The organism is Pseudonocardia parietis (assembly GCF_017876315.1).
GTDB lineage: Bacteria > Actinomycetota > Actinomycetes > Mycobacteriales > Pseudonocardiaceae > Pseudonocardia > Pseudonocardia parietis.
In genome coordinates this window covers 6920366-6945772 of sequence record NZ_JAGINU010000001.1, presented here as the reverse complement: position 1 = coordinate 6945772, position 25407 = coordinate 6920366, and the positions used below count along the sequence as shown (strand labels likewise).

Below are 25407 nucleotides of genomic sequence, written 5' to 3'. Positions count from 1 at the left end.
GAACAGCCGGCCGCGGAACGCCCGGCCAGGAGCGTGATCACCGGGTCACGCCGTGCCGAAGTCGGGGAGGATCAGCGTCCCGTCGTCGGCGAGCGCGAAGCCCGGGTTGTGGGCGACCTCCCAGGGGTGACCGTCCGGGTCGGTGAAGACGCCCGAGTAGAAGCCGATCACGGAGACGGCCGCGGGCCTGGTCACGGTGCCGCCTGCGCGTTCGGCGGTGGCGATCAGGGCGTCGACCTCGGCATCGGAGCGGACGTTGTGGGCGAGCGCGATCCCGCCGAACCCGGCCGCCCGCTCGTCGGCCAGGCCGCAGTCCGCGGCGAGCTTCGCCCGGTCCCACAGGACCACGGCGAGCCCGCCGGCCTGGAAGAAGACGGTCTCCTCGACCTCCTGGCCCTGCCACCCGAGTGCCGCGTAGAACGCGCGGGCCCGTGACAGGTCCGCCACACCCAGGGAGACGAGGCTGATGCGCTGGTCCATGCGGGCACATTAGACGCGAGGGATCAGGACGATCCGGCCCTCGGCGTCGCCCGCCACCTGGCGCTCCCAGGCGGCGGTGACGTCGTCCAGCGCCCACCGCTCGTGCGGCAGCGCCAGGGTCCCGTCGACGACGGCGTCCGCGACGGCCAGCAGCGTCGCGGCCCGTTCGTCGCGTCCCAGCTCGTTGTTCGTGTAGCCGATGATCCGCAACGAGCGGCTGCGCAGCGTGCCGGAGTCGATCGGGCAGGTGTCGCCTGCGGAACTGCCGAGGTGCACCATCCGCCCGCCGGGGCGCAGCGCGCGCAGTGCCGCCGCGGCCGGTTCCCCGAACAGCGGATCGACGACCAGGTCGGCGCCGGGCCCGCAGGCCTCGCGGAGCCGCTCGGGGAAGGACCCGTCCAGCCCCAGCACCACGTCTGCCCCTGCCGCGGCGGCCCGGTCCCGGGCGGCGGGAGAGCGGGCCCCGGCCACCACCGTGGCGCCGGCCGCCTTCGCGAACCGGACCGCGGACAGACCCACCACGCCGCCGGCCCCGAGGACGATCACCGTCTCACCGGCGGTGAGCCCGCCGCGGGCGTGCAGGCAGGCGTGCGCGGCCACCGCCGACAGCCCGGCCGCGGCGACGGCGACCGGGTCGGCCTCGGCGGGAAGCTCCACGAGGTCGTCGGACGACACCACCGCGACGGTCGCCATGCTGCCGTCGCCGGGCCGCATCCCGGCCGTCGTCGGGAACCAGACCGTGCGGCCGCCGACCCGGCCGATCCCCTGCACCCCGGGCACGTACGGCGTCACCGGCACCCCGAAGTACGACGTGCCGGTGGCGCAGAGCAGGTCCAGCGGCGTGATCGGCGCCGCCAGCACCTCGACGGCGACCTCGCCCGCTCCCGGCCGCGGGTCCGGGCCGTCCTGCGCGATGGGCGGGCGGCCGGGCGTGGTGACCAGGGCGCGCCGGCTCACGTCGGTTGCAGGACGAAGTCGTACCGGGCCTCCAGCCACGGGGTGTCGCGGTGCCCGCCGTCCGGCGTCGGCCCCGGTCCGTGCTCGGTGAAGGCCACCACCAGCTCCTGCTTCACCCCGTGGACGACGTCGTCGTCCAGATGGTCCGCGCCCTCCCGGAACAGGTGCGTGATCAGCGGCTCGAAGCCGGGGACGGCGAGCATGAAGTGGATGTGCGCCGGACGCATGGGGCGGATGTCGGTCCGGCCGATCAGGTCCCCGACCGGGCCGTCCATCGGGATCGCGTAGCCGAGCGGCGCGATGGTGCGCACGCAGTAGGAGCCGTCGTCGAGGCTGGTGTACCGCGCCCGCAGCCGTGCCTCGTCGACGTCGAGCTGGGCCTCGTAGGCACCGTCCGCATCGGACTGCCAGACGTCGAGCACCGCCCCGGGTACCGGCGTCCCGTCCAGCGACCGCACGGTGCCGTGCACGTAGAGCGGGTCGCCGGGCAGCCCGTCGGACATGTCCCCGCCGTAGTTCATCTCCGGCGAGTCCTCGATGTAGAACGGGCCGAGCACGGTCGCCGGTGTCGCGTCGGGGTCGAACCGGTGGTTCTGTTCCACGACGAGCATCGACAGTCCGAGCACGTCCGAGGCGAGGATGAACTCCTCGCGCTTGGGGTTCGAGATCTGCCCGGTCGCGTTCAGCCAGCCGATCGCGGCCATCCACTCGGCCTCGGTCAACCCGGTCTCCCGGGCGAACGCGTGGAGGTGGCGGACGAGCGCGGTCATCAGCTCGGCGGTCCGCGGGTCGTGCGCGGTCGCCCAGCGGGCCACGGCGACGTCGGTGATCGTCTCCTCGGAGACGGTGGTCGGCTGCGTCACGGCGACTCCTCACGGTAGGGAGAGGGTGGGACGGATCTGTTGTTCAGGTCCACCGACAGGAAGATGTCGTTACCGACCGGGTTGCGCAGCTCCTCGGCGAGCTGCCCGATCAGCCCCGCGGTGCGGGCCAGCAGCGCGAACCCGCGCAGCAGCTCCAGCGGGAGGCCGAGATCGGCCAGCGCGGCGCCGCAGACACCCGCGCCGTTGAGCGCGAGCCGCTTCCCGAGCACTTCGGGGTGCACCCGGCCGATGGCGGCGAACAGCCGCAGGTGCGGGCCGAGCAGGCCCTCCTCCTCTGCGATCGCGAACAGCCGCGGCGTGCGTGGGTCCCCGTCCTTGTGGACGTGGTGGCCCAGGCCGGGCACGAACTGCTTCGCCTCCCGCTGCGCCCGGACGATCCGCAGCGCGCAGGAGTCCCAGCCCGCGTCGTCGTGCGGGAGCGGATCCGGCAGGTGCGTGTGCAGGAACCGCCCGCAGTCCTCGGTGACGCCGAGGAACCGCGACCCGCCGCCGAGCAGCCCGGCGGCCAGCGCACCCTGCACCGAGTCCGGCGCGGACAGGTGGGTGAGCCGGGCGACGATCGCGGTCGGGGTGAATCCGTGGTCGGCCAGCGCCGCGAGGACAGCCTCGAACACCCGCGTCTGCCCGGGCGTCGGACGGCGCTGGGTGGCCAGCCAGAACGCCAGCTCACCGAACCCGACCTCGCCCATCACGTCGTTCGCGAGGTCGTGGCCGAGCAGCGTGATGGTGTCCTTCGTGGACGCGCCCAGCGCGGTCGGGTAGCTGTGCTCACTCACCGTCGGTCAACCACTTCCGCAGGTCGGCGCCGTGCTCGTCGAGCTCCGGCGGGGGTAGCCGGTAGACGGCGGGGGTGGTCGAGAAGCGGACCGGGTGCCGGGTCGTGGGCACCGCCCGCGGCCCCTCGCCGACGGTGACGACCGGCTCCAGCCCGAACCGCTCTGCCATCGCGAACCCACCGTCGATGGTCTGGATCGGACCGGCCGGCACGCCCGCCCCGGTGAGCACGTCGAACCACTCGACGGCGCGTTTCGTGGCCAGCCGCTCGACCAGGATCGGCCGCAGCTGCTCCCGGTTCGCCGTGCGGTCGGCGTTGCGGGCGAACCGCGGGTCGTCGGCGATGCCGGGGATCTCCAGCACCGCGCACAGCTTGCGGAACTGGGCGTCGTTCCCGACGGCGACGATCAGGTCGTCGTCGGCGGTGGGCAGCGGTTCGTAGGGGAAGACACTCGGGTGCGCGTTGCCCATCCGGTAGGGGACGGTCCCGCTCGCCACCCAGGCCGAGCTGTGGTTGACCAGCCCGGTCAGTGCCGAGGACAGCAGGTTCACCTCGACGTGCTGGCCCTCGCCGGTGCGGTCGCGGTGGCGCAGCGCCGCCAGGATCCCGATCGTGGCGTGGTTGCCCGCCATCACGTCGAACACCGAGATCCCGGCCCGGAACGGCGGACCGTCCGGGTCGCCGGTGAGGCTCATCAGCCCGGACATCGCCTGCACCATCAGGTCGTAGCCGGGCACGTGCGCGCCGTCCCCGGAGCCGAACCCGGAGATCGACGCGTAGACGACGCCCGGATTGGTCTCCCGGACGCCGTCGAAGTCGAGCCCGAAGCGCGCCATGCCGCCCGGACGCAGGTTCTCGACGACGACGTCGGCGCGCCGGACCAGCTCGCGGGCGGCGGTCCGGTCCGCGTCGTCGCGCAGGTCGAGGACGATCGACCGCTTCCCGCGGTTGACGCCCAGGTAGTAGGTCGACTCGCCGTCACGCTCCGGCGGCGTCCAGGTGCGGGTGTCGTCGCCGGCCGGGCCTTCGACCTTGACGACGTCGGCGCCCATGTCGGCCAGCAGCATCGTCGCGTACGGCCCGGCGAGGATCCGGGAGAAATCCGCCACCAGGACGCCCGCCAGCGGCCCGCCGCCGGGCTCGGGTGCTGCGGGTCCGGCCATGAGGTCCTCCGCTGCTCACGATGCGGACACGTGTCCGCAGAACGCGATCGTCGCCCCGCGGGACGCGGTGGTCAAGCCGGGGTCGACACGGTCACCTGGGGAACGGCTGCCAGCCGGGCGAAGTCCGCACTGATCTCGCCCGCGGTCTGCAGCAGCAGCGGCAGGTGGTGCTCGAGCAGCCTGTCCACCGACGTCTCGGCCGCATGGCAGTTGACGTTGACGCCGGCGATCACCCGCCCCTCGCCGTCGCGCAGCGGCGCGGCCACCGACCGGATGCCGTGGGCGAGCTGCTCGTCGGTGAGCGCCCAGCCGCGGGCCCGGACCTGACGCAGCTCGGCGTCGCGTTCGGGGCGGTCCGGCTGCCAGCGCGCGGTGAGACCCGAGCGGGTCGGTTCGGCGAGGACCCGCTCCAGCTCCTCGGGCCCCAGCGCCGCGAGCTGCACCTTCCCCAACGACGTGGGCAGTGCCGGGAACCGGGTGCCGATCTGCACGGCCAGGGCGACGATCTTCGGGACGGCGACGCGGGCCACGTAGACGATGTCGGAGCCGTCGAGCTGGGCGATCGAGCACGACTCGTTCGTGCGCTCCACCAGGCGCTCGAGGTGTGGACGGGCGACGTCCCAGAGCCCGGTCGAGCGGACGTAGGCGACGCCCAGGTCGAGCACCCGCGGGGTGAGCGCATAGCCGCGGTCGGAGGCACGGACGTAGCCGAGCTCGATGAGGGTGAGCAGCACCCGGCGGGCCGTCGGTCGCGCCAGCCCGGTCGCGGCCGCGACATCGGCGAGGGTCATCTCGGGATGCCCGGGCCGGAAGGCCGTGATCACCTCCAGCCCGCGGGCGAGGGCCTCGATGAAGTCCGGCCCCGTTCCCTCTCGTGGCATGGTGCCCCCTCGTCGACTGCTGGAACGCTCACGGTAGCCGGTCGTGTCCGCTGTGCGGACATCTGTGACCGATGGTGGCACGGGACCGCGCGACCGCGCGTTGACAGCACCAGCGTCCTACGAAAGAGTGACGATTCGCCGGGACTGCGTCCGCACAGCGGACTTTCGTCCGATGGATCGCGAGTCGCGAGGGAGCGTCCGGATGAGCGAGTCGATCGTCCTCCGCGGGGGGACCGTCCTGACGGTGGACGCGAGCCGGAGCGTCCTGCCCGGCCACGACGTCCTGGTGACGGGGGACCGGATCGCCGCCATCGGGCCCCGGCTCGCCGTCCCCGAGGGGACCGAGGAGATCGACGCAACCGGCGGCATCGTCATGCCGGGCATGATCGACACCCACCGGCACATGTGGCAGACCACGATGCGCGGCTACGGGGCGGACTGGACGCTGACCCAGTACTTCGTCTGGAACTACCTGGAGTGGGGCAAGATCTTCCGCCCCGAGGACGTGTACGCGGGCAACCTGCTGGCCGCGCTGGAGGCCCTCGACGCCGGCGTCACCACCACCGTCGACTGGTCGCACGGGCTGCAGACCCCGCAGCACGGCGACGCGGCCCTCGACGCCCTGCAGGCGACCGCGGGACGGTTCGTCCTGGCCTACGGCAACATCCAGGACTCCCCGGCGAACTGGACCGCAGCACCCGGCTTCCGCGACTTCGTCAGCCGCCGGATCTCCCCCGGTGACGACATGCTCGGCTTCCAGCTGGCCTTCGACGTCACCGGGGACCCCGAGTTCCCCGAGCGGGCGGCCTTCGAGGTGGCCCGCGAGCTGGGCGTCGGGGTGACCACGCACGCCGGGGTCTGGGGCGCCACGAACGACGACGGCATCCGGCTCATGCACGAGCACGGCTTCATGACCCCGCAGACCGTCTACGTGCACGCCGCGACCCTGTCCACCGACTCCTACCAGCGGATCGCCGCCACCGGCGGCTCGGCGTCGGTGTCCACCGAGAGTGAGCAGAGCGCGGGGCAGGGGTACCCGCCCACCTGGGCGCTGCGCGCGCACGGCATCCCGGTGTCGCTGTCGATGGACACCTCCATGTGGTGGAGCGCGGACCTGTTCTCCGCGATGCGCACCACGCTGGGCGCCGACCGCTCCCGGGAGCACCTCGAGGCGCACGGACGCGGCGACACGGTGACCCACTCCGCGCTGCGTGCCGACCAGGTCGTCGAGTGGGCCACCCGCGGTGGTGCCCGTGCGCTCGGCCGTGAGACCGATCTGGGCAGCGTCGAGACCGGGAAGAAGGCCGACCTCGTACTGATCAAGAACGACCACTCACCGGTCTCGTTCCCGGTGCACCATCCTTACGGCCACGTCGCGTTCCAGGTGCAGCGCGGGGACGTGCACACGGTGCTCGTGAACGGCCGGGTGGTGAAGCGGGAGGGCCGTCTGGTCGATGTGGACCTCGCCGCCGCCCGTGCCGCCGTCGAGTCCACGGTGGAGCACCTGCGGTCCACGATGGGCGAGCAGGCGTGGGAGCAGGGGATGAACCCGGAGATCCCGCAGGCCGAGATCCTCGACAATCCCTACACCTACACCGAGTACCGGTCGGCCGCCACACACAGCGCATGAGCTGCCGCTGGCCCGACCCGCCGGTCACCGAGGACCGCACGGGAGCAGGCCCGCCCCACGGCGGCCGGCCCGGCGTGCCTGCGGGCCACCGGGCGCGGCGCCGGCCGGGATATCGCCGCCGCTTCCTGCGCGGCGGACCGGACGAGTTCCCGGTCGAGCCGCGCGACCCGGCCGATGAGTCCGTGCCCCGGCCGGAGTCGTAGGGGAATGGGGCGGCTGCGCTACATCGTGATCATGTCCGTGGACGGCTACCTCGCCGACGCCGAGGGTCGCTACGACTGGGCCGTGCCCGACGACGAGGTGCTCGAGTTCGTCACCGAGCGCGAGCGTGCTGCCGACACCCATCTCTACGGCCGCCGGATGTACGAGGAGATGCGGGCCTGGGAGGACATCCGGTCGGGGCATCCCGAGCTCGACCTGGAGTTCGCCCGTACCTGGCGGGCCGCGACCAAGGTCGTCTACTCGTCGACGCTGCCCGAGGTCACCACGACGCGGACCCGGCTGGAGCGCTCGTTCGATCCGGCCCGGGTCCGCGACCTCGTCGACGGCGCGCCGAACGACGTGTCGATCTCCGGCCCGACCCTCGCGGCGGAGGCGCTGCGGCACGATCTCGTCGACGACGTCGAGCTCTACCTCGTGCCGGTGATCATCGGGGGCGGTCTGCGGGCGTTGCCGGTCGGCGTCCGGGCCGGGCTGGAGCTCGCCGAGCAGCGCCGGTTCGGCAACGGCTTCGTCCTCCTGCACTACCGCCGCCCTCAGGTCGGCCGGTAGCGGTAGCGCGTGAGCCACACGCACCAGCCCACGATGCCCACCACCAGCACGCCGACGACGATCCACACCGGACCGACCGGCAGCTGGGGCGGTTGTTCGCGCGTCGCGTACACCGTCGACATCGGGACGACGGCCAGGAACGCCAGCATCGCCCCGAACGTCCACCCCATATCGCGGGCCAGCATCCGGCGCAGCCGCGGCACCCGGTCCGGGTGCATCCAGTACTCCTTGTGCGGGACGTTCACCACGGTCAGCGGGCCCCGCGTGACCAGCAGGTACACCCCGGCGCCGACCAGGAACATGATCGCGCCGAAGAGCGCGCCCAGACCGAGGAACTCCGCGCGGGCCCCGAACCGGGTCGGGGTGCCGGACGCGTCGAAATGCAACGGGACGCCGTCCGGCGGCAGCTCGGTCGCCGCCCACAGCAGGGCGGCGGCGTAGAGCGCCGTACCGGCGAGCAGCGGGAACCACGGACGCATCGGGTGATCCTCTCAGCGGCCCGGTGCCGGTGCTGGGTGACGGCCGCCATCGGCAGGGACCGGATCAGCGCGGTGGGGCGAGCCGGTCCAGTACCGCCCGCAGCGTCCGCCGCGCGCGCTCGATCGGCGCCCCGTGCAGGACGACGTCGTTGCCCAGCCCGCCGGCCAGCGCCACCAGCGCGTAGCCGTCGGTGCCCGGGTCGGGGGAGCCCGCGTCGGCGACCACCCGCACGGCGAGGGCCAGGATCTCCTCATCGCCGTCTGTGAGGATCGCGCGCGCCCGCTCGTCGACCTCGCGGGAGGCGAACGCGGCGTGGATCCGGATCGCATCCCGGGTCTCCGGGTGCTCGCCGAGCAGCTCGTCGAGAATGGTCGCGAGCGCGTCGCGCTCGGAGCCGCCGGCCGCGACCGCCCGCTCCTCGATCCGTCGCTCCATCCGCCGGTGCGAGCGGTCCAGGGCGTGCAGCAGCAGCGCCTCCTTGCTGGCGAAGTAGTGCTGCACCCGGCCCATCGAGATGCCGGCCTCCGCTGCGACTGAGCGCAGGGACACGGCCTCGGTCCCGGCGCGTGCGACGAGGGTGAGGACGGCGTCGGCGATCTCGGAGCGCCGGGTCTCGTGGTCCACGGAACGGGGCATGCGGTCATCGTAGCAATGCGATCGCATTGACACGGTGCATGGTTCGTTGCTTCAATGCGATCGCATTGAAACGAGGGGAGATGTCGTGAAGGCAGCGCAGAACGTCGTCGGGTTCGCCGGGGTGATCCTCGGGGTGATCCCGCTGTTGCAGTACCTGTTCGTCGGCCGGATCGGGCTCTGGCAGTTCGTCGTGGGCGAGGCTCCGTCGTTCCCGTGGCTGTATCCGCTGGCAGCGCTGGTCGTGGCCGGTGTCGCGCTCGTCGCGCTCGACCGGGACACCGCGATCCGCTGAGTCAGGTCCGGCTCGGTGACCCGTAGCGCAGCAGGTTGTTGTCCGGGTCGTGGTGGGCACCCTCGCGCAGGCCGTACGGGGTGTCGACCGGGGTCACCGCCCGCCCGCCGTCCACTGCGGACCAGCGGGCGTGCAGGGCGTCGGCGTCGTCGACGTGCAGGTAGGCGCAGCCCGCCGTCCGGAGGGGGTCGTGGTCGGGGTTCACCGACACGTGCAGCTCGACGCCGTCGAGGCTCGCGAAGCCGTACTCGTCGCCGTAGGGCCGGGTCGAGAAGCCCAGCGCCCGGTAGTGCTCGAGCCACCGGGTGAGGTTCGTGGTGGAGAAGACGGGTGCGACCGAGTGCAGCGTGGACATGCCGGTCAGGGTGCCCGCATCCTCTGCGGGTGACCACGCGCGACGAGGAACTGGGCCGCAGGCTGGTGCACGGGCTTCGCCCGGTGTACGTCGAACTCGCCGAGTACGACCCGGCCTGGCCGGATGCCTACGCCGCGGTGGCAGGCCGGTTGCGCCGGGTGCTGGGGGAGCGGGTGCTGCGGATCGAGCACATCGGGTCCACGTCGGTGCCGGGACTGGCCGCGAAGCCGGTGATCGACGTCGTCGTCGGGCTGGAAGATCCCGACGACGAGGACGCCTACCTCCCGGACCTGATCGCTGACGGCTGGGACCTACGCGTCCGTGAGCCCGGGCACCGGTGCCTGCGGGGAAGCGCCGGGGCGCTCGGCGCCAACCTGCACTGCTACGCCGACGGCAGCGCGGAGATCGTCCGCTACCTCGCGTTCCGCGATCGGCTGCGGGCGCACCCGGACGAGCGGCGACGCTACGAGGAGCGCAAACGTTCGCTCGCCGACAGGCAGTGGGACGACATGAACCACTACGCCGACGCCAAGGGCCCGCTGATCGAGGAGATCATCGCTCGAGCCGGCGGGCCGTCCCGCTGAGCGCGGTGCCCGCGCTCGCGGCTGGGCCCGACATCGAGATCGTCGGCGTCGCCCGGACTGGAGCCGAAGACCGCCCTGCCCCGGCGAGAATCCCGCCGAGATGCACCTCAGGGGCGGCCGGAGATCGACAATTCCCCCTCAGCCGCATCTCGGCGAGAATCGTCCGCGTCCCATGGGTCCGGCCGGCGGTGGGTGCGGATCGTCGGCCGGGTCGCCGTCGCTCAGCCGCCCGGGCGACGGGCCCGTGCGGCGAGCATCTCCTGGGTCGCGGCCCGGATCTCGGACTCCGCGACCTCCTGCGTCCCCGCGGCGGTGACGGTGATCAGGTTGGGGAACAGCGCACGGGTCAGGTCGGGGCCCGCGGTGGCGGTGTCGTCGTCCGCGGCGTCCCAGAGTGCGTTCACGGCCAGGGAGATCGCGCTGTCGCGGTCGGCGTCCGGCCGGTGCAGCTTCTTCATCGACGCCTCGGCGAAGACGGACCCGGACCCGATGCTCGTGTAGCCGGAGCGGTTGTGCGCGATGCTGCCCGACGGGTCGAACGTGACGATCCGGGCCGGGAACCCGTCGGCCGGGTCGTAGCCGACGTAGAGCGGCAGCGCCACGAAGCCCTGCATCGCCGCGCCCAGGTTCTCCCGGACGACCGCGGAGAGCCGGCGGATCTTGCCGTCCTCGCTGATCCGGGCGCCCTCGACCTTCTCGTACTGCTCCACCTCGGCGGCGAACAGTTTCAGCATGAGCACGGCGTGCCCGACCGAGCCGGCGAACCCCGCGGCCGAGGTGTCGTCGATCGCCATGACCTTGACCAGGTCCTTCTGAGCGATCAGGTTGCCCGAGGTGGCGCGCCGGTCACCCGCGAGCAGTACGCCGTCCGCCCAGGTGAACGCGATGATCGTGGTGCCGTGCGGGGCGCGCAGGTCGGTGGCCACGCGCTGCGCGGGATCGCGCGGAAGGGCGGCGGGGAGCGCGTCGGGGGCGTGCGCGCGCAGCAGATCCAGGAACGACGGGCCGGTCATGGGAGGCAGCGTGCTCCATTCGTGTGGGGCGGTCGAAAGGTGATCCTTCCTTCCCCGGGCGGCGCGGTCCAGCCGTGCGGGGTGCGAGACTCCGACCGTGAGCGCACGGGATCGGGTCGGGAGTTTCTGCACGCGGTACGGGCTGCGGGTGCCCGTGCTGGAGGCGCCGATGGCGGGGGCCTGCCCACCGGGCCTGGCGGCCGCCGTCGCCGGGGCGGGCGGGATGGGCGCCTCGGGCGTCGTCAACGACCACCCGGAGAAGATCGCGGACTGGGTCCGGAGCTACCGCGACCTGGCCGGTGACGCGCCGTTGCAGCTGAACCTGTGGATCCCGGACCCGCCGGCGCCCGCCGCCGTGGACGCCCAGGCCGCCTTCCTCGACTCCCTCGGCGGGACCGCGGCCCCCGCTCCCGGCCCGGGGCCCGAGTTCACCGCCCAGTTCGACGCCGTGCTGCGGGCCCGGCCCACCGCCGTCTCCACGATCATGGGCCTGCTGACCCCGGAGCAGGCCGCGGCCGCCCGGGACGCCGGCATCGCGTGGTTCGCGACGGTGACCACCCTCGACGAGGCGCTGGCCGCCGAGCGGGCCGGCGCAGACGTCGTCGTCGCGCAGGCGATGGAGGCCGGCGGGCACCGTGGGACGACCGATCCGGCCGCCGGCGAGGACACGTCGGTCGGGATGTTCGCGCTGCTCCCGTGGCTGGCCGACGCGCTGAGGGTGCCGATCGTCGCGGCCGGGGCGGTCACCGACGGCCGGTCGCTGGCCGCCGCGCTGACCCTCGGCGCGACCGCGGTGCAGGTGGGGACGGCTCTGCTGCGCACCCCGGAGGCGGGGATCGACGCCGGCTGGGCCGCGACCCTCGAGGGGCTCGCCCCGGAGGACACCGTCACCACCCGGGCGTACACCGGGCGGCTCGCCCGGGGCATCCCGACGGACTACGTGCGGGCCTGGGCACGCCCGGACGCACCGGCCCCCGCGCCCTACCCCCACCAGCGACACCTGGTCGCGCGCTACCGCGCGGGAGAGCGGGGCGGGGTGGACCGGGTCAACCACTGGGCCGGGCAGGCCGCCGGCCGGGCGCGGACCGAGCCGGCCGGGGAGGTCGTCGCGTGGATGTGGCGCGAGGCGCAGGGGCTGCTGCCCTGACTCGGCCCACCGTGTCGACTCAGCTCACCATGTCGTCGAACTCGCCCTTCTTCGCGCCGTCGACGAACGCCGAGATCTCCGCCGGGGTGTAGACGAGCACCGGCCCCTCGGGGTCGCGGGCGTTGCGGACGGCGACCTGGCCGTCGTCCAGCACCGCGAACTCGACACTCTCGCCGCCCTCCGGCGCACCGGCGGGCCGGCGCCACGTGACCGGACCGAGATCGACGGCGCGGATCCCGTTGGGGTGGGACATGTGGAACCTCCGGGGCTGTTATCAGACAATTGCGGAGTGTGACCGATGGGCGTGCGTCCGCACTTGCATCCGCAAGCGACATCGCCGACCATGAGGATGAGCCACCGCGAAGGAGTTCGGAGAATGCGCCGGTCGACGCAGGAAGGCTACGCCGTACGGTCGTCGTCGACCGCCGAGCGGAGTGACGACACGGACGCGCCTGACGTTCTCACGGTGACGTCTGTGATCGATAACCGAGCACACAAGGTGATCGGTTCGGAACTGTGCGCGTCGCACGCGATGCGCACCGGGCGCTACGAGGCAGTGTGCGGTCACCTGGTGGCCCCGGCGCCGCTGGTCGATGCGGACGGGGCGCCGTGTGCGCGGTGCGTCCAGCTCGATCCGACCCCCGCGGCCGTGTCCCCGCGCCGCCGCCGGCGGGGACTGCGCCGCCTGCTCCCGGCCTGAGCCCCGGGCCTCCGAGTCCCGGACCGGAGGTCAGCGGGCCAGTCGGTCCGGATCAGGCTGCTCGCGTGGGCGCAGCGGGCCGCGGCTGCGCCGCTCCAGGAACCGCCGCCCGGTGTGCGAGAGCTTGCTGAGGGTGTTCGGGCCGCGCCGGCGCTCGAGCGCCTCGCCCAGCCTGCCGAGCAGCCAGGCGAGGACCGGCGCGCCCACCGCCAGTAGCAGCCACACCCGTAGGTGCCGGGAGAACAACGCCCACATCGTTCGGCCCACCTTCGCTCGTCTCGTCGTCGGGTTCCGCGACCGTAGTACGGCACCCCGACACCCGCCCGGCACGTGACCGGACCGGCCCCGGCTCGTTGATCCGGAGTGGGGCGGATCCGATGCCCGCCCGGATGCCCGGTTCTCGAGGAGGTACGCCCGTGTTCGCACCCGGTACCGGCGGTGTCGTGCTGCTCGCCGTCGTACTGCTGCTCGCCGCCGTGGTCCTGGTCAGTCCGGCAGGGCGCCGGGCGGCGACGTCGGTGCTCGGCTCCGTCGTGCGCTGGCCCGGCCTGATCCGTTCCGAGCTGCGTGGCGACGCCCCGCTGGGTGACGCCGACCGCCGGGACGAGACCACGCCGGAGATCCCCGTCGTGCGGGACGAACCGCTGCCACCGACGCGGACGTTCCCGCAGCTTCGGCTGCCCGAACGCTGAGGTTTCGCCGATCTTCGTGGAGGCAGTGTCGCGGGCTGCCCGGTACGCGGTAAATTTCCCTTTACCGGCGGGAACGACCGGCGCTCACTCGACGTTGGAATGATGCGAGGGTTCGCCGCAGGCGGTTCCCGTACACGTCCGTCGAGGAGGATCCAGGTGCGCTCCACGAGCAACCCGGCGTTCCGCAACCTGCCCACCCAGCAGGGCGGCCACGCCACGTTCGACCGCTCAGGTGGCGGCATGATGGGCGGAGGCGCCGCCTACGCGGGCGCGCAGACGTCCCATGTCGACCCGAGCCAGGCCTCGCAGGAGGTCGGCCGCCCGATCACGATCGACGACATCGTCCAGAAGACGGCGATCAGCGCGGGTCTCGCGCTCGTCGCGGGTGTGCTGACGCTGATGTCGGGCATGGCCATCCTGGCCCTGCCGGCGTTCATCGTCGGCATCGTCGTCGCGCTGATCGTCATCTTCAAGCAGAAGCCCAGCGCGCCGCTCACGCTGACCTACTCGGCGGCGATGGGTGTTGCGCTCGGTGGCATCTCCATCGGGTTCAACAACCTCTACCCGGGCATCGCGTTGCAGGCCGTGATCGGCACCGCCGGTGTGTTCTTCGGGATGCTCGTCGTCTACAAGACCGGTGCGGTCAAGGTCACCCCGCGGTTCACCAAGTGGATCATGGGCGCGATGATCGGCGTCCTCGTCCTGATGGTCGCCAACCTGGTCGGGAGCTTCTTCGTCGAAGGCGGCCTCGGCCTGCGTGACGGTGGCCCGCTGGCCATCATCTTCAGCCTCGTCGTGATCGGCGTGGCGGCCTTCAGCCTGCTGATGGACTTCGACGCCGCCGACAACGCGGTCCGGGCCGGGGTGCCGGAGAAGTACTCCTGGTACATCGCGTTCGGCCTGATGACCACCCTGGTCTGGCTCTACATCGAGATCCTGCGCCTGCTGAGCTACTTCCAGAACAACTGACACGCCCCGACGCCGCGGACGCCCGACGGGTGTCCGCGGCGTCGTCGTGTCCGGAGCCGCTCCGGCGCCGCCCACGGGCGGCCGTGGGCGGGTGCCGTTGCGAGTGGTCCGTCGTACCGTGTCCGGTGTGTCCGGGAACGACCCGGTCGCCACCGGGGTCGCCGTCTTCCTGGCGGTCTCGTTCGGTCCCGCGGTGCTGCTGTGGCTGCTGTTGCGGATGCCCACGATCGTCCACCGGGTCGGCGAGGTACGCCGCCGGCGCAGACCTCCGCCGCCCGCGCCGGCCGGGCCGCCCCTGGAACGCCTTCTCGCGGACCTGCGCCGGCTCGACCGGGAGCGCCGCGACCCGCCGCCCACCCGGGTCCGCCGGCTCGCGCTGCTCGCCGCCTACGACGACGTGCTGCTCGCCACCTGCCGGGCCGTCGGTGTCGACGACCCGGCGCTACGACCGTGGGTCGAGCACGGCGGCACCGCCGGGGCACTCGACGCCGGCCGCGATCTCGCCCGGCTGCGCACCGAGGCCGACCTGGAGGTCACCGGGGTGCGGATCGACCCACCCGGGCCGGCCGTCGCGTGACCGCGCGGCCCGGGTGCGGCGGGAATCGCTCAGGACAGCCGCTCGAGCACCATCGCCATGCCCTGCCCACCACCGACGCACATGGTCTCCAGGCCGTAGCGGCCGCCGGTGGAGCGCAGTCCGTTGAGCAGCGTCGTGGTGATCCGGGCGCCGGTCATGCCGAACGGGTGACCGAGTGCGATGGCGCCACCGTGCACGTTCAGCTTCGCCTCGTCGATGCCCAGGTCGCGGGCGCTGGGCAGGACCTGGGCGGCGAACGCCTCGTTGATCTCGACCAGGTCGATGTCGTCGATCGACAGCCCGGCGCGGCCCAGCGCCTGCTTCGACGCCTCGACCGGGCCGTAGCCCATGATCTCCGGCGAGAGACCGGTGACCCCGGTGGAGACGACGCGGGCCAGCGGGGTGATGCCGAGCTGCTCGGCCTTCGTGTCGGACATGACCACCAGGGCGGCGGCGCCGTCGTTGAGCGGGCAGGCGTTGCCCGCGGTGATCCGCCCGTCCGGCCGGAACACCGGCTTGAGCTCGGAGAGCTTCTCGTACGTCGTCCCCGGGCGGGGCCCGTCGTCGGTGCGGACGGTCGTGCCGTCCGGCAGCGTCACCGGAGTGATCTCCCGCTCGTAGAAGCCGTCCGCGATCGCCTTCTCGGCACGGTTCTGCGACTGCACCGCGAACCGGTCCATCTCCTCCCGGGAGACGCCGGAGTGCCGGGCCAGGTTCTCCGCGGTCTGCCCCATCGCGATGTAGGCGTCGGGCAGCAGGCCCTGTTCGCGGGGGTCGGTCCAGGTCTCGGAGGCCTGCTCCGCGGTCTCCTGCGTGCGGGCCTCGGCGCCGGCGAACAGCGGGTTGTGCGTGTCCGGCCACGAGTCCGAGGTGCCGTACGCGAACCGGGACACCGTCTCCACCCCGGCCGACACGAACACGTCGCCCTCACCGGCCTTGATCGCGTGCAGCGCCATCCGGGTGGTCTGCAGCGACGAGGAGCAGTACCGGGTGATCGTGGCGCCGGGCAGCGAGTCGTACCCCAGCGCGACGGCGACGATGCGGGCCATGTTGTTGCCCTGCTCGCCGCCCGGCAGGCCGCAGCCCAGCATCAGGTCGTCGATCTCGCCCGGATCGAGCGCCGGCACCTGGTCGAGTGCGGCGCGCACCATCTGCACGGTCAGGTCGTCCGGGCGCATCCCGGCCAGGGACCCCTTGTTCGCGCGGCCGATCGGGGACCGGGCCGCGGCGACGATCACGGCTTCGGGCATCGTCGTCCTCCTCTTCGCAGGATGTGTTTCCGGCGGACACTACGCAGCGGTAACCGGGCGTCCCGTCCGGACGTGACGAACCTGTCAGGGGTACCGGGCATGCTCCCGTCCATGACGTCGTGGGGAGAGTTCCGCAGTGCTGAACCCGAGTTCGCCGGCCTGGCCGAGCGGATCCTGCAGCGCGGTGTCGCACTGGTGATCGCGACACTGCGCGCCGACGGATCGCCGCGGGTCTCCGGCATCGAGGTGGTGTTCGATGGCTCGGGGGTGGGCACCCAGCTCGCGTTCGGCTCGATGCCGGGCGCCCGCAAGGGCGCCGACCTGCGCCGGGACCCGCGGTTCGCGCTGCACGCCGCACCCGCCGACCAGTCCGGCGGGGACCTGGGGGAGGGCGACCTGAAGGTGTCCGGCCGGGCGGTGTGGAACGGGCCCCTCTCCGGCCCGGTCGCCGGCGACGGGTTCCGGGTCGACCTCACCGAGGTGGCCTGGGTGGGGCTGAACGACGCCCGCAACCGGCTCGTCGTGCGCTGGTGGACACCCTCGTCGGGGTTGCGGTCGGTGGAGCGGGAGTGAGGAGGTGCGAGGATGCGCCCATGCGCTATGTCGAGCATGTCGTCGACCTGGTCGGGAACACCCCCCTCGTCCGGCTGGGGCCGGTGGCGGAGGGGATCGCGCCGCCGGTCCTCGCGAAGGTCGAGTACCTGAACCCGGGCGGCTCGGTGAAGGACCGGATCGCCCTGCGGATGATCGAGGCCGCCGAGGAGTCCGGGGAGCTGAGGCCGGGCGGGACGATCGTCGAGCCGACCTCCGGGAACACCGGTGTCGGGCTCGCGATGGTCGCCCAGCGCAAGGGCTACCGCTGCGTGTTCGTCTGCCCGGACAAGGTCGGGGAGGACAAGCGCAACGTGCTCCAGGCCTACGGCGCCGAGGTCGTCGTGTGCCCGACCGCGGTCGACCCGGAACACCCGGACTCCTACTACAAGACCTCCGACCGGCTCGTCGAGGAGATCGAGGGCGCCTGGAAGCCCAACCAGTACGCCAACCCGGCCAACCCCGAGTCGCACTACCACTCCACCGGCCCGGAGATCTGGGAGCAGACCGACGGGAAGATCACCCACTTCGTCGCGGGCATCGGCACCGGCGGCACGATCTCGGGCATCGGGCGCTACCTCAAGGAGGTCTCCGGCGGTGCCGTGAAGATCATCGGCGCGGACCCGGAGGGCTCGGTCTACTCCGGCGGCACCGGGCGTCCGTACCTGGTCGAGGGGGTCGGCGAGGACTTCTGGCCGAGCACCTACGACGAGGGCGTGTGTGACGAGATCGTCGCCGTCTCCGACGCGGACTCGTTCTTCATGACCCGCAGGCTCGCCCGGGAGGAGGCGCTGCTCACCGGCGGCTCCTGCGGGATGGCGGCGGTGGCCGCGCTGCGGGTCGCCGCGACGCTCCCGGCGGACGCGGTGGTCGTCGTCCTGCTGCCCGACGGCGGCCGCGGCTACCTCGGCAAGGTCTTCAACGACGCCTGGATGGCCAGCTACGGGTTCCTGCCGCCGTCGGAGGGCGCCACCATCGGCGACGTGCTGCGCCGCAAGGACGGGTCGATCCCCGCCCTCGTGCACGCGCACCCGAACGAGACCGTCGCCGACGCGGCGCTCTACCTGCGCGAGTTCGGTGTCTCGCAGATGCCGGTCGTCAAGGCCGAGCCGCCGGTGATGGCCGCCGAGGTGGCCGGCGCGGTGGTCGAGCGCGACCTGCTGGACGCGTTGTTCACCGGCCGGGCCCAGCTCGCGGACCGGCTGGAGGACCACATGTCCCCGCCGCTGCCGACCCTCGGCGCGGGCGAGTCGCTGCAGGACGCGATGAAGGCCTTCGCCAAGGCCGACGGCGCACTGGTGCTGGTGGACGGCAAACCGGCCGGCGTCGTCACCCGTTCCGACGTCATCGCGTTCATGGGTAACGGCTGATCGGCGCGGTCCCCGGTACGGCCGAGGGCGTGCACTCCGGGGGACCGGCGTAGCCTCGGCGCACATGCAGGGCTTCTCCACGCGTGCCATCCACGCCGGTCAGGAACCGGATCCGACGACCGGTGCCGTCACCACGTCGATCCATACGAGTTCCACCTACGCCCAGGACGGTGTCGGTGGCACCCGCGGGGGGTACGAGTACTCGCGCAGCGCCAACCCGACCCGGACCGCACTGCAGGAGTGCCTGGCCGCCCTCGAGGGCGGCCGGCACGCGGTCGCGTTCGGCTCGGGTATGGGCGCGACCGACACGCTGCTGCGGATCCTGCTCAAGCCCGGTGACCACCTCGTCATCCCGCACGACGCCTACGGCGGCACCTTCCGCCTCGTGGACAAGGTGCTGTCCGGCTTCGGCGTCGAGTACACCCCGGTCGACCTGGGGGACCTCGACGCGCTGCGCGCCGCGCTGCGTCCCACCACGAAGGTGATCTGGTCGGAAACCCCGACCAACCCGCTGCTCGGCGTCGCCGACATCGCCGGGCTGGCCGCGATCGCGGGCGAGGCCGGGGCCCGGCTCGTCGTCGACAACACGTTCGCCTCGCCGTACCTGCAGACCCCGCTGGCGCTGGGTGCCGACGTCGTCGTGCACTCGACGACCAAGTACGTCGGCGGGCACTCCGACGTCGTCGGCGGCGCGTTGATCACGAATGACGACGAGCTCGCCGAGCGCGCTCTGTTCACCCAGAACTCGGTCGGCTCGGTGCCCGGCCCGTTCGACGCGTGGCTCACGCTGCGCGGGGCGAAGACCCTGGCCGTCCGGATGGAGCGGCACTGCGACAACGCCGAGCGGCTCGTGGAGCTGCTCATCGCGCATCCGGCCGTCTCGGCAGTCCTCTACCCGGGGCTGCCCGGCCACCTCGGCCACGAGGTCGCGGCCAAGCAGATGCGGCGCTTCGGCGGGATGGTGTCGTTCCTGACCGCCGGCGGGCAGGACGCGGCACTGCGGGTCTGTGCGGAGACGAAGCTGTTCACGCTCGCCGAGTCGCTCGGTGGCGTCGAGTCGCTGATCGAGCACCCCGGCCAGATGACGCACGCGTCCACCGCGGGGTCGATGCTGGAGGTGCCGAACAACCTGGTGCGCCTCTCGGTCGGCATCGAGGACGCCGACGACCTGATCGACGACCTGCGCACCGCCCTCGACGCCGTGCGCTGACCTCCGTCCGGAGGCGGGGCGTCAGCTGCGCGACTGCTCCGTGGGCGGCACCGGATCGGTGACGGTGGGCGGCGGGACGACGAGATCGCCCGGGTCGACGCAGCCGCCCACCAGCGACCAGGTCCCGTCGGCGCGCAGGTCGTAGTGACCCGGGTCGTCGCAGCCTGCATCGCGCACGGTCGTCACGGCCAGGGCCGCCAGTCCGGCGGCCAGCAGCAGGGGCGCGGTGGTGCGCAGCCGGGTCATTCGCAGTCCCTCCCGACACCGGACGCGCGGCTACTGGGGGATCACGTCCGGTGAGATACCGGTGAGGTTACCGGCGTGGATGGAAGACTGCCCGGATGGTCGCCTCACCGGACGCACCGGTCACCCCACCGGTGACCTCAGCCGACGTCTACGCCGCCCGTGAGCTGCTGAACGGGGTGGTCCGGTCCACTCCGGTGGCCGGCGCCCGTGCGCTCTCCGACCTGATCGGCGTCCCGGTCCGGCTCAAGTGCGAGAACCTCCAGCGCACCGGCTCGTTCAAGATCCGCGGCGCGTACACCAGGATCGCCCGGCTCACCGCCGCCGAGCGCGAGGGCGGGGTCGCCGCCGCGTCCGCGGGCAACCACGCGCAGGGTGTCGCCCTGGCAGCCCGGCTCCTCGGCGTGCGGGCCACCGTCTTCATGCCGGAACGGGCCGCGCTGCCCAAGGTGGACGCCACCCGCGGCTACGGCGCCGAGGTCGTCCTGACCGGGCGGACGGTCGACGAGGCCGTCGAGGCGGCCACCGCAGCGGCCCAGCGCTCGGGCGCGGTGCTCGTGCACCCGTTCGACCACCCGGACATCATCGCAGGTCAGGGCACGGTCGGATGCGAGATCGTCGAGCAGGTCCCGGACGTCGGCACCGTGCTCGTCCCGGCGGGCGGGGGCGGGCTGCTCGGCGGGATCGCCGCGGTGCTGCGCGAGCGGCGGCCCGGTGTCCGGATCGTCGGTGTGCAGGCGGCCGCGGCGGCGGCGTGGCCGTCGTCGCTGGCCGCGGGGCAGCCGCTGGCACTGGGCGCGATGCGGACGATGGCCGACGGCATCGCCGTCGGGCGGCCGGGGTACGTCACCTATCCGCAGGTGGCCGGCCTGGTCGACGAGTTCGTCACGGTCGGCGAGGACGCCCTGTCCGGGGCACTGGTGCACTGCCTGGAACGGGCGAAGCTGGTCGTCGAACCGGCAGGCGCGGCCGCCGTGGCGGCGCTGCTGGAACACCCCGGCCGGTTCCCGGGACCGATCGTCGCCGTGCTCTCCGGCGGCAACGTCGACCCGCTGGTGCTGCTGCAGGTCATCCGGCACGGGCTCGTCGCGTCGTCGCGGTACCTGACCCTGCACGTGCAGATCGCGGACCGGCCCGGCGCGCTGGCCGAACTGCTGTCCCGGGTCGGGACGCTCGGTGCCAACGTCACCGATGTCGCGCACTCGCGGATCAGCGGGGCGCTGTCGGTGGGGGAGGTCGACGTGGAGCTCAGCCTGGAGACCCGTGGCCCGGAACACCGCGACACGATCGTCGCGGGACTCCGCGACTCCGGGCACGCGGTCTCCACACCCTCCTGAGCCGAACGCCGCACCCGACCGTCACCGCACGACGAACGGGGCCCGGCCTGCCGGCCGGGCCCCGTGTCGGGTCGTGCGCCGGATCAGCCGGTGAAGGCCTCGACCTCGACGAGGCTGACCTTCATGCTGCCCCCGTCGGGCAGCTGGTACTCGCGGGTGTCACCCGGCTTCGCACCGAGCAGCGCCGCGCCGAGCGGGGAGTTCGGCGAGATCACCTGGAGGTCGCCGTGGCTGCCCTCCTCGCGGGAGCCGAGCAGGACCCGCTCGGTGTCCTCGTCGTCCTCGTACTTGACCGTGAGGACCGTGCCGGGGGAGGCCTCGTTCACGCTGGTCGGCGTGGTGCCGACCTGGGCGGTGCGCAGCAGCTCCTGCAGCTGGCGGATCCGGGCCTCCTGCTGGCCCTGCTCCTCGCGGGCCGCGTGGTAGCCGCCGTTCTCCTTCAGATCGCCCTCCTCGCGGCGGGCGTTGATCTCGGCGGCGATGACGGGTCGGTTCGCGATCAACCCGTCCAGCTCGGACTTCAGCCGGTCGTAGGCGTCCTGGGTCAGCCAGGTGGCCTGGGTATCCGTCACCGTCATCAACTCCTCCAGGAAAACAGGGCGTGTCGCCGCCGAACGCCTGGCGCCGGCGGGCGCACGGGGGTGGCGGTTCTGGACGGCACGCCCCGAGTAAGGAAAAACACGACCCGCTGGCGGGCCGTGTGGGAGCAATCCTAGCACGGTGCGCGCCGCTCATCGCAGCCGTTCGGTGAACGGACCAGGGGTGTCGATGGTTCCCGGAACCCCCGTTATCGCAGGTGAGCCCGCTGGTTCCGGCACAGAGGAAGCCCTGTCGATGTGAAGTGAACCGCTCGCCGCGGTCCGTCCGGCACGGCCGGCCGGCGCCGGGAACACGGACGCGACCGCCGGTGTTGCAGACCGCGGAGCCCCGCGCTCGGGGCGATCGCTGTCGGTCCCCTCTGCCAGGATCGCTCCCGAGCACGCTCTCGCTGCCCGCGCGACCCGGTCCACCCGGCGTGCGGGAGATCCGAGCCTGGTGACCGTGGAGGAACCCGACCAGATGAGACACACCGAACCCGTTCTCGCCCCGGGAGAGCGTCCGCGGCTGATGGCGGTGCACGCGCACCCGGACGACGAGTCGTCGAAGGGTGCGGCCACCGCGGCCCGGTACGTCGACGAGGGGCACGACGTCGTCGTCGTGACCTGTACCGGCGGCGAACGCGGCAGCATCCTCAACCCGGCGATGGAGCGGCCGGACGTGCTGGAGAACCTGACGGACGTGCGGCGGGCGGAGATGGCCGAGGCCGCCCGGATCCTCGGCGTGCAGCACATCTGGCTCGGGTTCGTCGACTCCGGACTGCCCGAGGGCGACCCGAAACCGCCGCTGCCCGAGGGCTGCTTCGCCCTCGGCGACGTCGAGGAGCAGACCGCGAAGCTGGTCGCGGTGATCCGTGAGTTCCGGCCGCACGTGATCGTCACCTACGACGAGAACGGCGGGTACCCGCACCCGGACCACATCCGGACGCACGTCATCTCGATGGCGGCGTGGGAGGCCGCGGGCGACCCGGCCCGCTTCCCGTGGGCGGGGCCGCCGTGGCAGCCGCTGAAGCTCTACTACGGCCACGGCTTCTCCAAGGGGCGCCTCGAGGCGTTCCACCATGCCTTCCTGGATGCGGGGGAGGAGTCGCCGTACGGCGAGTGGCTGGCGAACTGGACGGCCGACCGGCCCGACCCGGGCACCCGGGTCACGACGCAGGTGCCGTGCTCGGACTGGTTCTCCCGCCGCGACGACGCGCTGCGCGCACACGCCACCCAGATCGACCCCACCAGCCGGTTCTTCTTCACCCCGCTGGAGGTGCAGGCCCGGGTGTGGCCGACCGAGGACTACGAGCTGGTGCACTCGCTGGTCGAGACCACGACACCGGAGTCCGACCTGTTCTCGGGCATCCCGTTCGAACGCGCCGAGGAGCAGCACGGGGAGCAGCGCAGGGCCGGATGACACGCGAGTAGCCTGGGGACCGGGCCGCCCCGGGTGGCCCGCAAGGGTATGAGGGGCGAGTTCGGAGGCGTTCGGCGGTGCTGGTCGACACGGTGACGGTGTGGGACGTTGCGACGGGTTTGCTCGTCCCCATGCAGGACCGTCCGCCGCCGCCGGGGCAGCTGCCCGAATGGGGTAACGCCGCACCGGCCGGGCTCGCGATCGTGCTGGTGCTGATGCTCGCGACGGCCTTCCTGATCCGGAACATGAGCAAGCGGCTGACCCGGTTGCCCGAGTCGTTCGAGCCGGACCCGGAACCGGCGGAGAAGGCCGAGGCCGAGATCGACAAGGAGCCGCGCAGCTCCTGATCCGGGTCTGTCAGGCTTGCGCGCATGCCGAATCGGCTCGTCGCGGCCACCAGCCCGTACCTGCTCCAGCACGCCGACAACCCCATCGACTGGTACCCCTGGTCGGCCGAGGCGTTCGCCGAGGCCCGTCGCCGGGACATCCCGGTCCTGCTCTCGATCGGCTACGCGGCCTGCCACTGGTGCCACGTGATGGCGCACGAGTCGTTCTCCGATCCCGGCGTCGCCGCCGTCGTCAACCGCGGGTTCGTCGCGATCAAGGTCGACCGGGAGGAACGTCCGGACGTCGACGCCGTCCACATGGCCGCCACCCAGGCCCTCACCGGGCAGGGCGGTTGGCCGATGACGTGCTTCCTCACCCCGGACGGCGAGCCGTTCCACTGCGGTACCTACTTCCCGCCCGAGCCGCGGCACGGTCTGCCGTCGTTCCGGCAACTGGTCGACGCCGTCTCCGCCGCCTGGTCGTCCGACGGCGACCGCGTCCGGTTCGCGGCCGGCCGGATCGCCGAGCAGCTGGCCGAGCAGGCCGGCGCCGATCCCGAACCCGTCGCGGTCGGCGAACAGACGCTCGACGACGCCGTCGAGGAGCTGGCCGCGCAGTACGACAGGTTGCACGGCGGGTTCGGCGACGCCCCGAAGTTCCCGCCGTCGATGGTGTGCGAGTTCCTGCTCCGCCACCACGAGCGGACCGGTTCGGAGCAGGCGTTGCGGCTGGTCACCGGCACCTGCGAGGCGATGGCCCGAGGCGGGATGCACGACCAGCTCGCCGGCGGCTTCGCCCGCTACGCGGTCGACGAGGGCTGGGTGGTGCCGCACTTCGAGAAGATGCTCTACGACAACACGCTGCTGTTGCGGGCGTACGCGCACCTGGGGCGGCGCGGATCGGCGCTCGGCGAGCGGATCGCGCGATCCACCGCGGAGTTCCTGCTCCGCGACCTGCGCACCCCCGAGGGCGGTCTGGCGTCCGCGCTCGACGCGGACACCGACGGGGTCGAGGGACTCACCTACGTCTGGACGCCTCGTCAACTGCGCGAGATCCTCGGCGCCGAGGACGGCGACCGCGCCGCCGCCCTGCTGCAGGTCACCGACACCGGCACGTTCGAGTACGGCACCTCGACGCTGCAACTGCCGCGCGACCCGGACGACGCCGCCTGGTGGGAGCGGGTCCGCGCCACGCTGCTCGCGGCGCGCGACACCCGGCCGCAACCGGCCCGCGACGACAAGGTGGTGACGGAGTGGAACGCGCTCGCCGTCGTCGCGCTGGCCGAGGCGGGATCCGCGGCGGGGCGGGCGGACTGGGTGCGCGCGGCCGGTGAGATCGCGGACCTGTTGCTGGACGTGCACGTCGTCGACGGCCGGCTGCGCCGCTCGTCGCGCAACGGCGTGGCCGGGGACGCCGACGCCGTCCTCACCGACCATGCGCTGCTCGTGGCCGGTCTGCTCGCGCTGCACCAGGTCACCGGCAGCCCGGCGCGGCTGGCGTCCGCGCTCGACCTGCTGGACACCACGCTCGAGCGGTTCGCCGCCCCGGACCGGCCCGGCGCCTACACCGACACCGCCGCGGACGCCGCCGACGCGGCCCTGTTGCCGCACCGGCCCCGGGAGCTGACCGACAACGCCTACCCGTGCGGGTCGTCCTCGCTGGCCGACGCGCTGGTGACGGCCTCCGTCCTGGCACCGCCGGAGCGGTCGGCGCGCTACCGGGACGCCGCGGAGCAGGCACTGCGGACGGTCGGCACGCTGGTGCCGCGTGCGCCGCGGTTCCTCGGGCACTGGCTGACCGCGGCCGAGGCGCTGGTCGCCGGTCCGTTGCAGGTCGCGGTGGTGGGGGAGCCGGGCGGTGGGCCGCTGACCCGACGGGCTCGGCGGGACGCTCCGGGCGGCGCGGTGGTCGTCGCGGGGAATCCGGATGCCGAGGGTGTCCCGTTGCTCGCCGGGCGCGGCACGGTCGACGGTGCGCCGGCCGCCTATGTCTGCCGCGGTGTCGTCTGCGACGTCCCGGTGACCAGCTCGGATGACCTCTCGGAACTACTCGCGCGGTGAGGTGTAACTGTGTAATCCTGTAATCATCGATTGCG

General features: G+C 72.8%; 32 protein-coding genes. 17 read left to right on the top strand and 15 right to left on the bottom strand.

The window, feature by feature from the left end:
- Nucleotides 1-45 precede the first annotated feature (45 nt).
- The 6 genes from JOF36_RS32800 to JOF36_RS32775 form a co-directional block, all read right to left on the bottom strand.
- Complete coding sequence (locus tag JOF36_RS32800; protein ID WP_210034528.1) at nucleotides 46-480, bottom strand: VOC family protein; 435 nt, start codon at nucleotides 478-480, stop codon at nucleotides 46-48.
- Between the two features lie 9 nt (nucleotides 481-489).
- The gene (locus tag JOF36_RS32795; protein WP_307862707.1) at nucleotides 490-1437 is read right to left on the bottom strand and encodes a zinc-binding dehydrogenase; all 948 of its coding nucleotides are present in this window, start codon (nucleotides 1435-1437) and stop codon (nucleotides 490-492) included.
- A complete protein-coding gene (locus tag JOF36_RS32790) occupies nucleotides 1434-2300 on the bottom strand; it encodes a dioxygenase family protein (protein WP_307862706.1) in 867 nt (288 codons plus the stop codon). Before JOF36_RS32790 ends, JOF36_RS32795 begins: the two co-directional genes overlap by 4 nt.
- Nucleotides 2297-3097, bottom strand: a complete 801-nt coding sequence (locus JOF36_RS32785) for a citryl-CoA lyase (RefSeq protein ID WP_210034526.1) — start codon at nucleotides 3095-3097, stop codon at nucleotides 2297-2299. The genes JOF36_RS32790 and JOF36_RS32785 overlap by 4 nt, the downstream gene beginning before the upstream one ends.
- Entirely contained in the window at nucleotides 3090-4259 is a 1170-nt protein-coding gene (locus tag JOF36_RS32780) for a CaiB/BaiF CoA transferase family protein (RefSeq protein ID WP_210034524.1), read from the bottom strand. The genes JOF36_RS32785 and JOF36_RS32780 overlap by 8 nt, the downstream gene beginning before the upstream one ends.
- Nucleotides 4260-4330: 71 nt before the next feature.
- Nucleotides 4331-5140: an IclR family transcriptional regulator domain-containing protein gene (locus JOF36_RS32775; protein WP_210034523.1), complete on the bottom strand. Its 810-nt coding sequence runs from the start codon at nucleotides 5138-5140 to the stop codon at nucleotides 4331-4333.
- A 202-nt stretch (nucleotides 5141-5342) separates the two neighbouring features.
- Here JOF36_RS32775 and JOF36_RS32770 point away from each other — a divergent pair, with 202 nt between their 5' ends.
- The 3 genes from JOF36_RS32770 to JOF36_RS32760 are packed head-to-tail and all read left to right on the top strand — an operon-like array spanning nucleotide 5343 to nucleotide 7541.
- Nucleotides 5343-6770: an amidohydrolase family protein gene (locus tag JOF36_RS32770; protein WP_210034522.1), complete on the top strand. Its 1428-nt coding sequence runs from the start codon at nucleotides 5343-5345 to the stop codon at nucleotides 6768-6770.
- Entirely contained in the window at nucleotides 6767-6973 is a 207-nt protein-coding gene (locus JOF36_RS32765; RefSeq protein WP_210034521.1) for a hypothetical protein, read from the top strand. Before JOF36_RS32770 ends, JOF36_RS32765 begins: the two co-directional genes overlap by 4 nt.
- A 4-nt stretch (nucleotides 6974-6977) precedes the next feature.
- Nucleotides 6978-7541, top strand: coding sequence for a dihydrofolate reductase family protein (locus JOF36_RS32760; protein ID WP_210034520.1), 564 nt, complete (start codon nucleotides 6978-6980; stop codon nucleotides 7539-7541).
- Here the strand turns inward: JOF36_RS32760 and JOF36_RS32755 are convergent.
- Nucleotides 7526-8020, bottom strand: a complete 495-nt coding sequence (locus JOF36_RS32755) for a DUF1648 domain-containing protein (protein ID WP_210034519.1) — start codon at nucleotides 8018-8020, stop codon at nucleotides 7526-7528. The two genes, JOF36_RS32760 and JOF36_RS32755, sit on opposite strands and share 16 nt — an antisense overlap.
- Before the next feature lie 64 nt (nucleotides 8021-8084).
- Nucleotides 8085-8657 carry a TetR/AcrR family transcriptional regulator gene (locus tag JOF36_RS32750; protein WP_210034518.1) on the bottom strand — a complete coding sequence of 191 codons (573 nt, stop codon included), beginning with the start codon at nucleotides 8655-8657 and terminating at the stop codon, nucleotides 8085-8087.
- Between the two features lie 85 nt (nucleotides 8658-8742).
- On the opposite strand from JOF36_RS32750, the gene JOF36_RS32745 reads away from it, so the two are divergent.
- A complete protein-coding gene (locus JOF36_RS32745; protein ID WP_210034516.1) occupies nucleotides 8743-8949 on the top strand; it encodes a hypothetical protein in 207 nt (68 codons plus the stop codon).
- 1 nt (nucleotide 8950) lies between these two features.
- On the opposite strand, the gene JOF36_RS32740 is transcribed toward JOF36_RS32745, so the two are convergent.
- Entirely contained in the window at nucleotides 8951-9304 is a 354-nt protein-coding gene (locus JOF36_RS32740) for a DUF8817 family protein (RefSeq protein WP_210034514.1), read from the bottom strand.
- 29 nt (nucleotides 9305-9333) lie between these two features.
- Here JOF36_RS32740 and JOF36_RS32735 point away from each other — a divergent pair, with 29 nt between their 5' ends.
- Nucleotides 9334-9888 carry a GrpB family protein gene (locus tag JOF36_RS32735; protein WP_210034513.1) on the top strand — a complete coding sequence of 185 codons (555 nt, stop codon included), beginning with the start codon at nucleotides 9334-9336 and terminating at the stop codon, nucleotides 9886-9888.
- A 221-nt stretch (nucleotides 9889-10109) separates the two neighbouring features.
- Here JOF36_RS32735 and prcB read toward each other — a convergent pair whose 3' ends face one another.
- A complete protein-coding gene (prcB, locus tag JOF36_RS32730; protein ID WP_210034511.1) occupies nucleotides 10110-10901 on the bottom strand; it encodes a proteasome subunit beta in 792 nt (263 codons plus the stop codon).
- Nucleotides 10902-10998: 97 nt separating this feature from the next.
- Here prcB and JOF36_RS32725 point away from each other — a divergent pair, with 97 nt between their 5' ends.
- The gene (locus JOF36_RS32725) at nucleotides 10999-12048 is read left to right on the top strand and encodes an NAD(P)H-dependent flavin oxidoreductase (protein ID WP_307862705.1); all 1050 of its coding nucleotides are present in this window, start codon (nucleotides 10999-11001) and stop codon (nucleotides 12046-12048) included.
- A 19-nt stretch (nucleotides 12049-12067) separates the two neighbouring features.
- Here JOF36_RS32725 and JOF36_RS32720 read toward each other — a convergent pair whose 3' ends face one another.
- The gene (locus JOF36_RS32720) at nucleotides 12068-12301 is read right to left on the bottom strand and encodes a DUF397 domain-containing protein (RefSeq protein ID WP_210034508.1); all 234 of its coding nucleotides are present in this window, start codon (nucleotides 12299-12301) and stop codon (nucleotides 12068-12070) included.
- A gap of 222 nt (nucleotides 12302-12523) precedes the next feature.
- On the opposite strand from JOF36_RS32720, the gene JOF36_RS32715 reads away from it, so the two are divergent.
- Nucleotides 12524-12748, top strand: coding sequence for a hypothetical protein (locus JOF36_RS32715; protein WP_210034506.1), 225 nt, complete (start codon nucleotides 12524-12526; stop codon nucleotides 12746-12748).
- Between the two features lie 30 nt (nucleotides 12749-12778).
- Here the strand turns inward: JOF36_RS32715 and JOF36_RS32710 are convergent, their stop codons facing one another.
- Nucleotides 12779-13015: a hypothetical protein gene (locus JOF36_RS32710; protein ID WP_210034504.1), complete on the bottom strand. Its 237-nt coding sequence runs from the start codon at nucleotides 13013-13015 to the stop codon at nucleotides 12779-12781.
- 149 nt (nucleotides 13016-13164) lie between these two features.
- Here JOF36_RS32710 and JOF36_RS32705 point away from each other — a divergent pair, with 149 nt between their 5' ends.
- The 3 genes from JOF36_RS32705 (at nucleotide 13165) to JOF36_RS32695 (ending at nucleotide 14986) form a co-directional block, all read left to right on the top strand.
- A complete protein-coding gene (locus tag JOF36_RS32705) occupies nucleotides 13165-13440 on the top strand; it encodes a hypothetical protein (protein WP_210034502.1) in 276 nt (91 codons plus the stop codon).
- A gap of 156 nt (nucleotides 13441-13596) precedes the next feature.
- Entirely contained in the window at nucleotides 13597-14409 is an 813-nt protein-coding gene (locus tag JOF36_RS32700) for a Bax inhibitor-1/YccA family protein (protein WP_210034501.1), read from the top strand.
- 127 nt (nucleotides 14410-14536) lie between these two features.
- Nucleotides 14537-14986, top strand: a complete 450-nt coding sequence (locus JOF36_RS32695) for a hypothetical protein (protein ID WP_210034500.1) — start codon at nucleotides 14537-14539, stop codon at nucleotides 14984-14986.
- A gap of 29 nt (nucleotides 14987-15015) precedes the next feature.
- Here JOF36_RS32695 and JOF36_RS32690 read toward each other — a convergent pair whose 3' ends face one another.
- Nucleotides 15016-16236: an acetyl-CoA C-acetyltransferase gene (locus tag JOF36_RS32690; RefSeq protein ID WP_210034499.1), complete on the bottom strand. Its 1221-nt coding sequence runs from the start codon at nucleotides 16234-16236 to the stop codon at nucleotides 15016-15018.
- 111 nt (nucleotides 16237-16347) lie between these two features.
- Here JOF36_RS32690 and JOF36_RS32685 point away from each other — a divergent pair, with 111 nt between their 5' ends.
- The 3 genes from JOF36_RS32685 (at nucleotide 16348) to JOF36_RS32675 (ending at nucleotide 19407) form a co-directional block, all read left to right on the top strand.
- Nucleotides 16348-16809: a pyridoxamine 5'-phosphate oxidase family protein gene (locus JOF36_RS32685; RefSeq protein ID WP_210034498.1), complete on the top strand. Its 462-nt coding sequence runs from the start codon at nucleotides 16348-16350 to the stop codon at nucleotides 16807-16809.
- 20 nt (nucleotides 16810-16829) lie between these two features.
- The gene (locus JOF36_RS32680) at nucleotides 16830-18197 is read left to right on the top strand and encodes a cystathionine beta-synthase (RefSeq protein ID WP_210034497.1); all 1368 of its coding nucleotides are present in this window, start codon (nucleotides 16830-16832) and stop codon (nucleotides 18195-18197) included.
- A 64-nt stretch (nucleotides 18198-18261) separates the two neighbouring features.
- Nucleotides 18262-19407: a cystathionine gamma-synthase gene (locus tag JOF36_RS32675; RefSeq protein ID WP_210034496.1), complete on the top strand. Its 1146-nt coding sequence runs from the start codon at nucleotides 18262-18264 to the stop codon at nucleotides 19405-19407.
- A 21-nt stretch (nucleotides 19408-19428) separates the two neighbouring features.
- Here JOF36_RS32675 and JOF36_RS32670 read toward each other — a convergent pair whose 3' ends face one another.
- Nucleotides 19429-19653 carry a hypothetical protein gene (locus JOF36_RS32670; protein WP_210034494.1) on the bottom strand — a complete coding sequence of 75 codons (225 nt, stop codon included), beginning with the start codon at nucleotides 19651-19653 and terminating at the stop codon, nucleotides 19429-19431.
- Nucleotides 19654-19748: 95 nt separating this feature from the next.
- On the opposite strand from JOF36_RS32670, the gene ilvA reads away from it, so the two are divergent.
- Nucleotides 19749-20987, top strand: a complete 1239-nt coding sequence (ilvA, locus tag JOF36_RS32665) for a threonine ammonia-lyase (protein WP_210034492.1) — start codon at nucleotides 19749-19751, stop codon at nucleotides 20985-20987.
- A gap of 83 nt (nucleotides 20988-21070) precedes the next feature.
- Here the strand turns inward: ilvA and greA are convergent, their stop codons facing one another.
- Nucleotides 21071-21559 carry a transcription elongation factor GreA gene (gene greA, locus JOF36_RS32660; protein WP_210036403.1) on the bottom strand — a complete coding sequence of 163 codons (489 nt, stop codon included), beginning with the start codon at nucleotides 21557-21559 and terminating at the stop codon, nucleotides 21071-21073.
- Between the two features lie 487 nt (nucleotides 21560-22046).
- Between greA and mca the strand changes: the two genes are divergently transcribed.
- The 3 genes from mca (at nucleotide 22047) to JOF36_RS32645 (ending at nucleotide 25372) form a co-directional block, all read left to right on the top strand.
- On the top strand, nucleotides 22047-22985 hold the full coding sequence (gene mca / locus JOF36_RS32655) for a mycothiol conjugate amidase Mca (RefSeq protein ID WP_210034490.1): 939 nt from the start codon (nucleotides 22047-22049) through the stop codon (nucleotides 22983-22985).
- 77 nt (nucleotides 22986-23062) lie between these two features.
- Nucleotides 23063-23332, top strand: coding sequence for a hypothetical protein (locus JOF36_RS32650; protein WP_210034488.1), 270 nt, complete (start codon nucleotides 23063-23065; stop codon nucleotides 23330-23332).
- 24 nt (nucleotides 23333-23356) lie between these two features.
- Nucleotides 23357-25372, top strand: a complete 2016-nt coding sequence (locus JOF36_RS32645) for a thioredoxin domain-containing protein (RefSeq protein ID WP_210034486.1) — start codon at nucleotides 23357-23359, stop codon at nucleotides 25370-25372.
- The last annotated feature ends 35 nt before the right edge of the window (nucleotides 25373-25407 follow it).

Bases quoted from the DNA above. Each gene is read 5' to 3' on its own strand.
- JOF36_RS32680 (WP_210034497.1), top strand. From the start codon at position 16,830: ATGCGCTATGTCGAGCATGTCGTCGACCTGGTCGGGAACACCCCCCTC.
- JOF36_RS32800 (WP_210034528.1), bottom strand. From the start codon at position 480: ATGGACCAGCGCATCAGCCTCGTCTCCCTGGGTGTGGCGGACCTGTCA.
- prcB (WP_210034511.1), bottom strand. From the start codon at position 10,901: ATGACCGGCCCGTCGTTCCTGGATCTGCTGCGCGCGCACGCCCCCGAC.
- JOF36_RS32755 (WP_210034519.1), bottom strand. From the start codon at position 8,020: ATGCGTCCGTGGTTCCCGCTGCTCGCCGGTACGGCGCTCTACGCCGCC.
- JOF36_RS32780 (WP_210034524.1), bottom strand. From the start codon at position 4,259: ATGGCCGGACCCGCAGCACCCGAGCCCGGCGGCGGGCCGCTGGCGGGC.
- ilvA (WP_210034492.1), top strand. From the start codon at position 19,749: ATGGTCGCCTCACCGGACGCACCGGTCACCCCACCGGTGACCTCAGCC.
- JOF36_RS32670 (WP_210034494.1), bottom strand. From the start codon at position 19,653: ATGACCCGGCTGCGCACCACCGCGCCCCTGCTGCTGGCCGCCGGACTG.
- JOF36_RS32750 (WP_210034518.1), bottom strand. From the start codon at position 8,657: ATGCCCCGTTCCGTGGACCACGAGACCCGGCGCTCCGAGATCGCCGAC.
- mca (WP_210034490.1), top strand. From the start codon at position 22,047: ATGAGACACACCGAACCCGTTCTCGCCCCGGGAGAGCGTCCGCGGCTG.
- JOF36_RS32760 (WP_210034520.1), top strand. From the start codon at position 6,978: ATGGGGCGGCTGCGCTACATCGTGATCATGTCCGTGGACGGCTACCTC.
- JOF36_RS32765 (WP_210034521.1), top strand. From the start codon at position 6,767: ATGAGCTGCCGCTGGCCCGACCCGCCGGTCACCGAGGACCGCACGGGA.
- JOF36_RS32645 (WP_210034486.1), top strand. From the start codon at position 23,357: ATGCCGAATCGGCTCGTCGCGGCCACCAGCCCGTACCTGCTCCAGCAC.
- JOF36_RS32775 (WP_210034523.1), bottom strand. From the start codon at position 5,140: ATGCCACGAGAGGGAACGGGGCCGGACTTCATCGAGGCCCTCGCCCGC.
- JOF36_RS32675 (WP_210034496.1), top strand. From the start codon at position 18,262: ATGCAGGGCTTCTCCACGCGTGCCATCCACGCCGGTCAGGAACCGGAT.
- JOF36_RS32690 (WP_210034499.1), bottom strand. From the start codon at position 16,236: ATGCCCGAAGCCGTGATCGTCGCCGCGGCCCGGTCCCCGATCGGCCGC.
- JOF36_RS32685 (WP_210034498.1), top strand. From the start codon at position 16,348: ATGACGTCGTGGGGAGAGTTCCGCAGTGCTGAACCCGAGTTCGCCGGC.
- JOF36_RS32770 (WP_210034522.1), top strand. From the start codon at position 5,343: ATGAGCGAGTCGATCGTCCTCCGCGGGGGGACCGTCCTGACGGTGGAC.
- JOF36_RS32740 (WP_210034514.1), bottom strand. From the start codon at position 9,304: ATGTCCACGCTGCACTCGGTCGCACCCGTCTTCTCCACCACGAACCTC.
- JOF36_RS32720 (WP_210034508.1), bottom strand. From the start codon at position 12,301: ATGTCCCACCCCAACGGGATCCGCGCCGTCGATCTCGGTCCGGTCACG.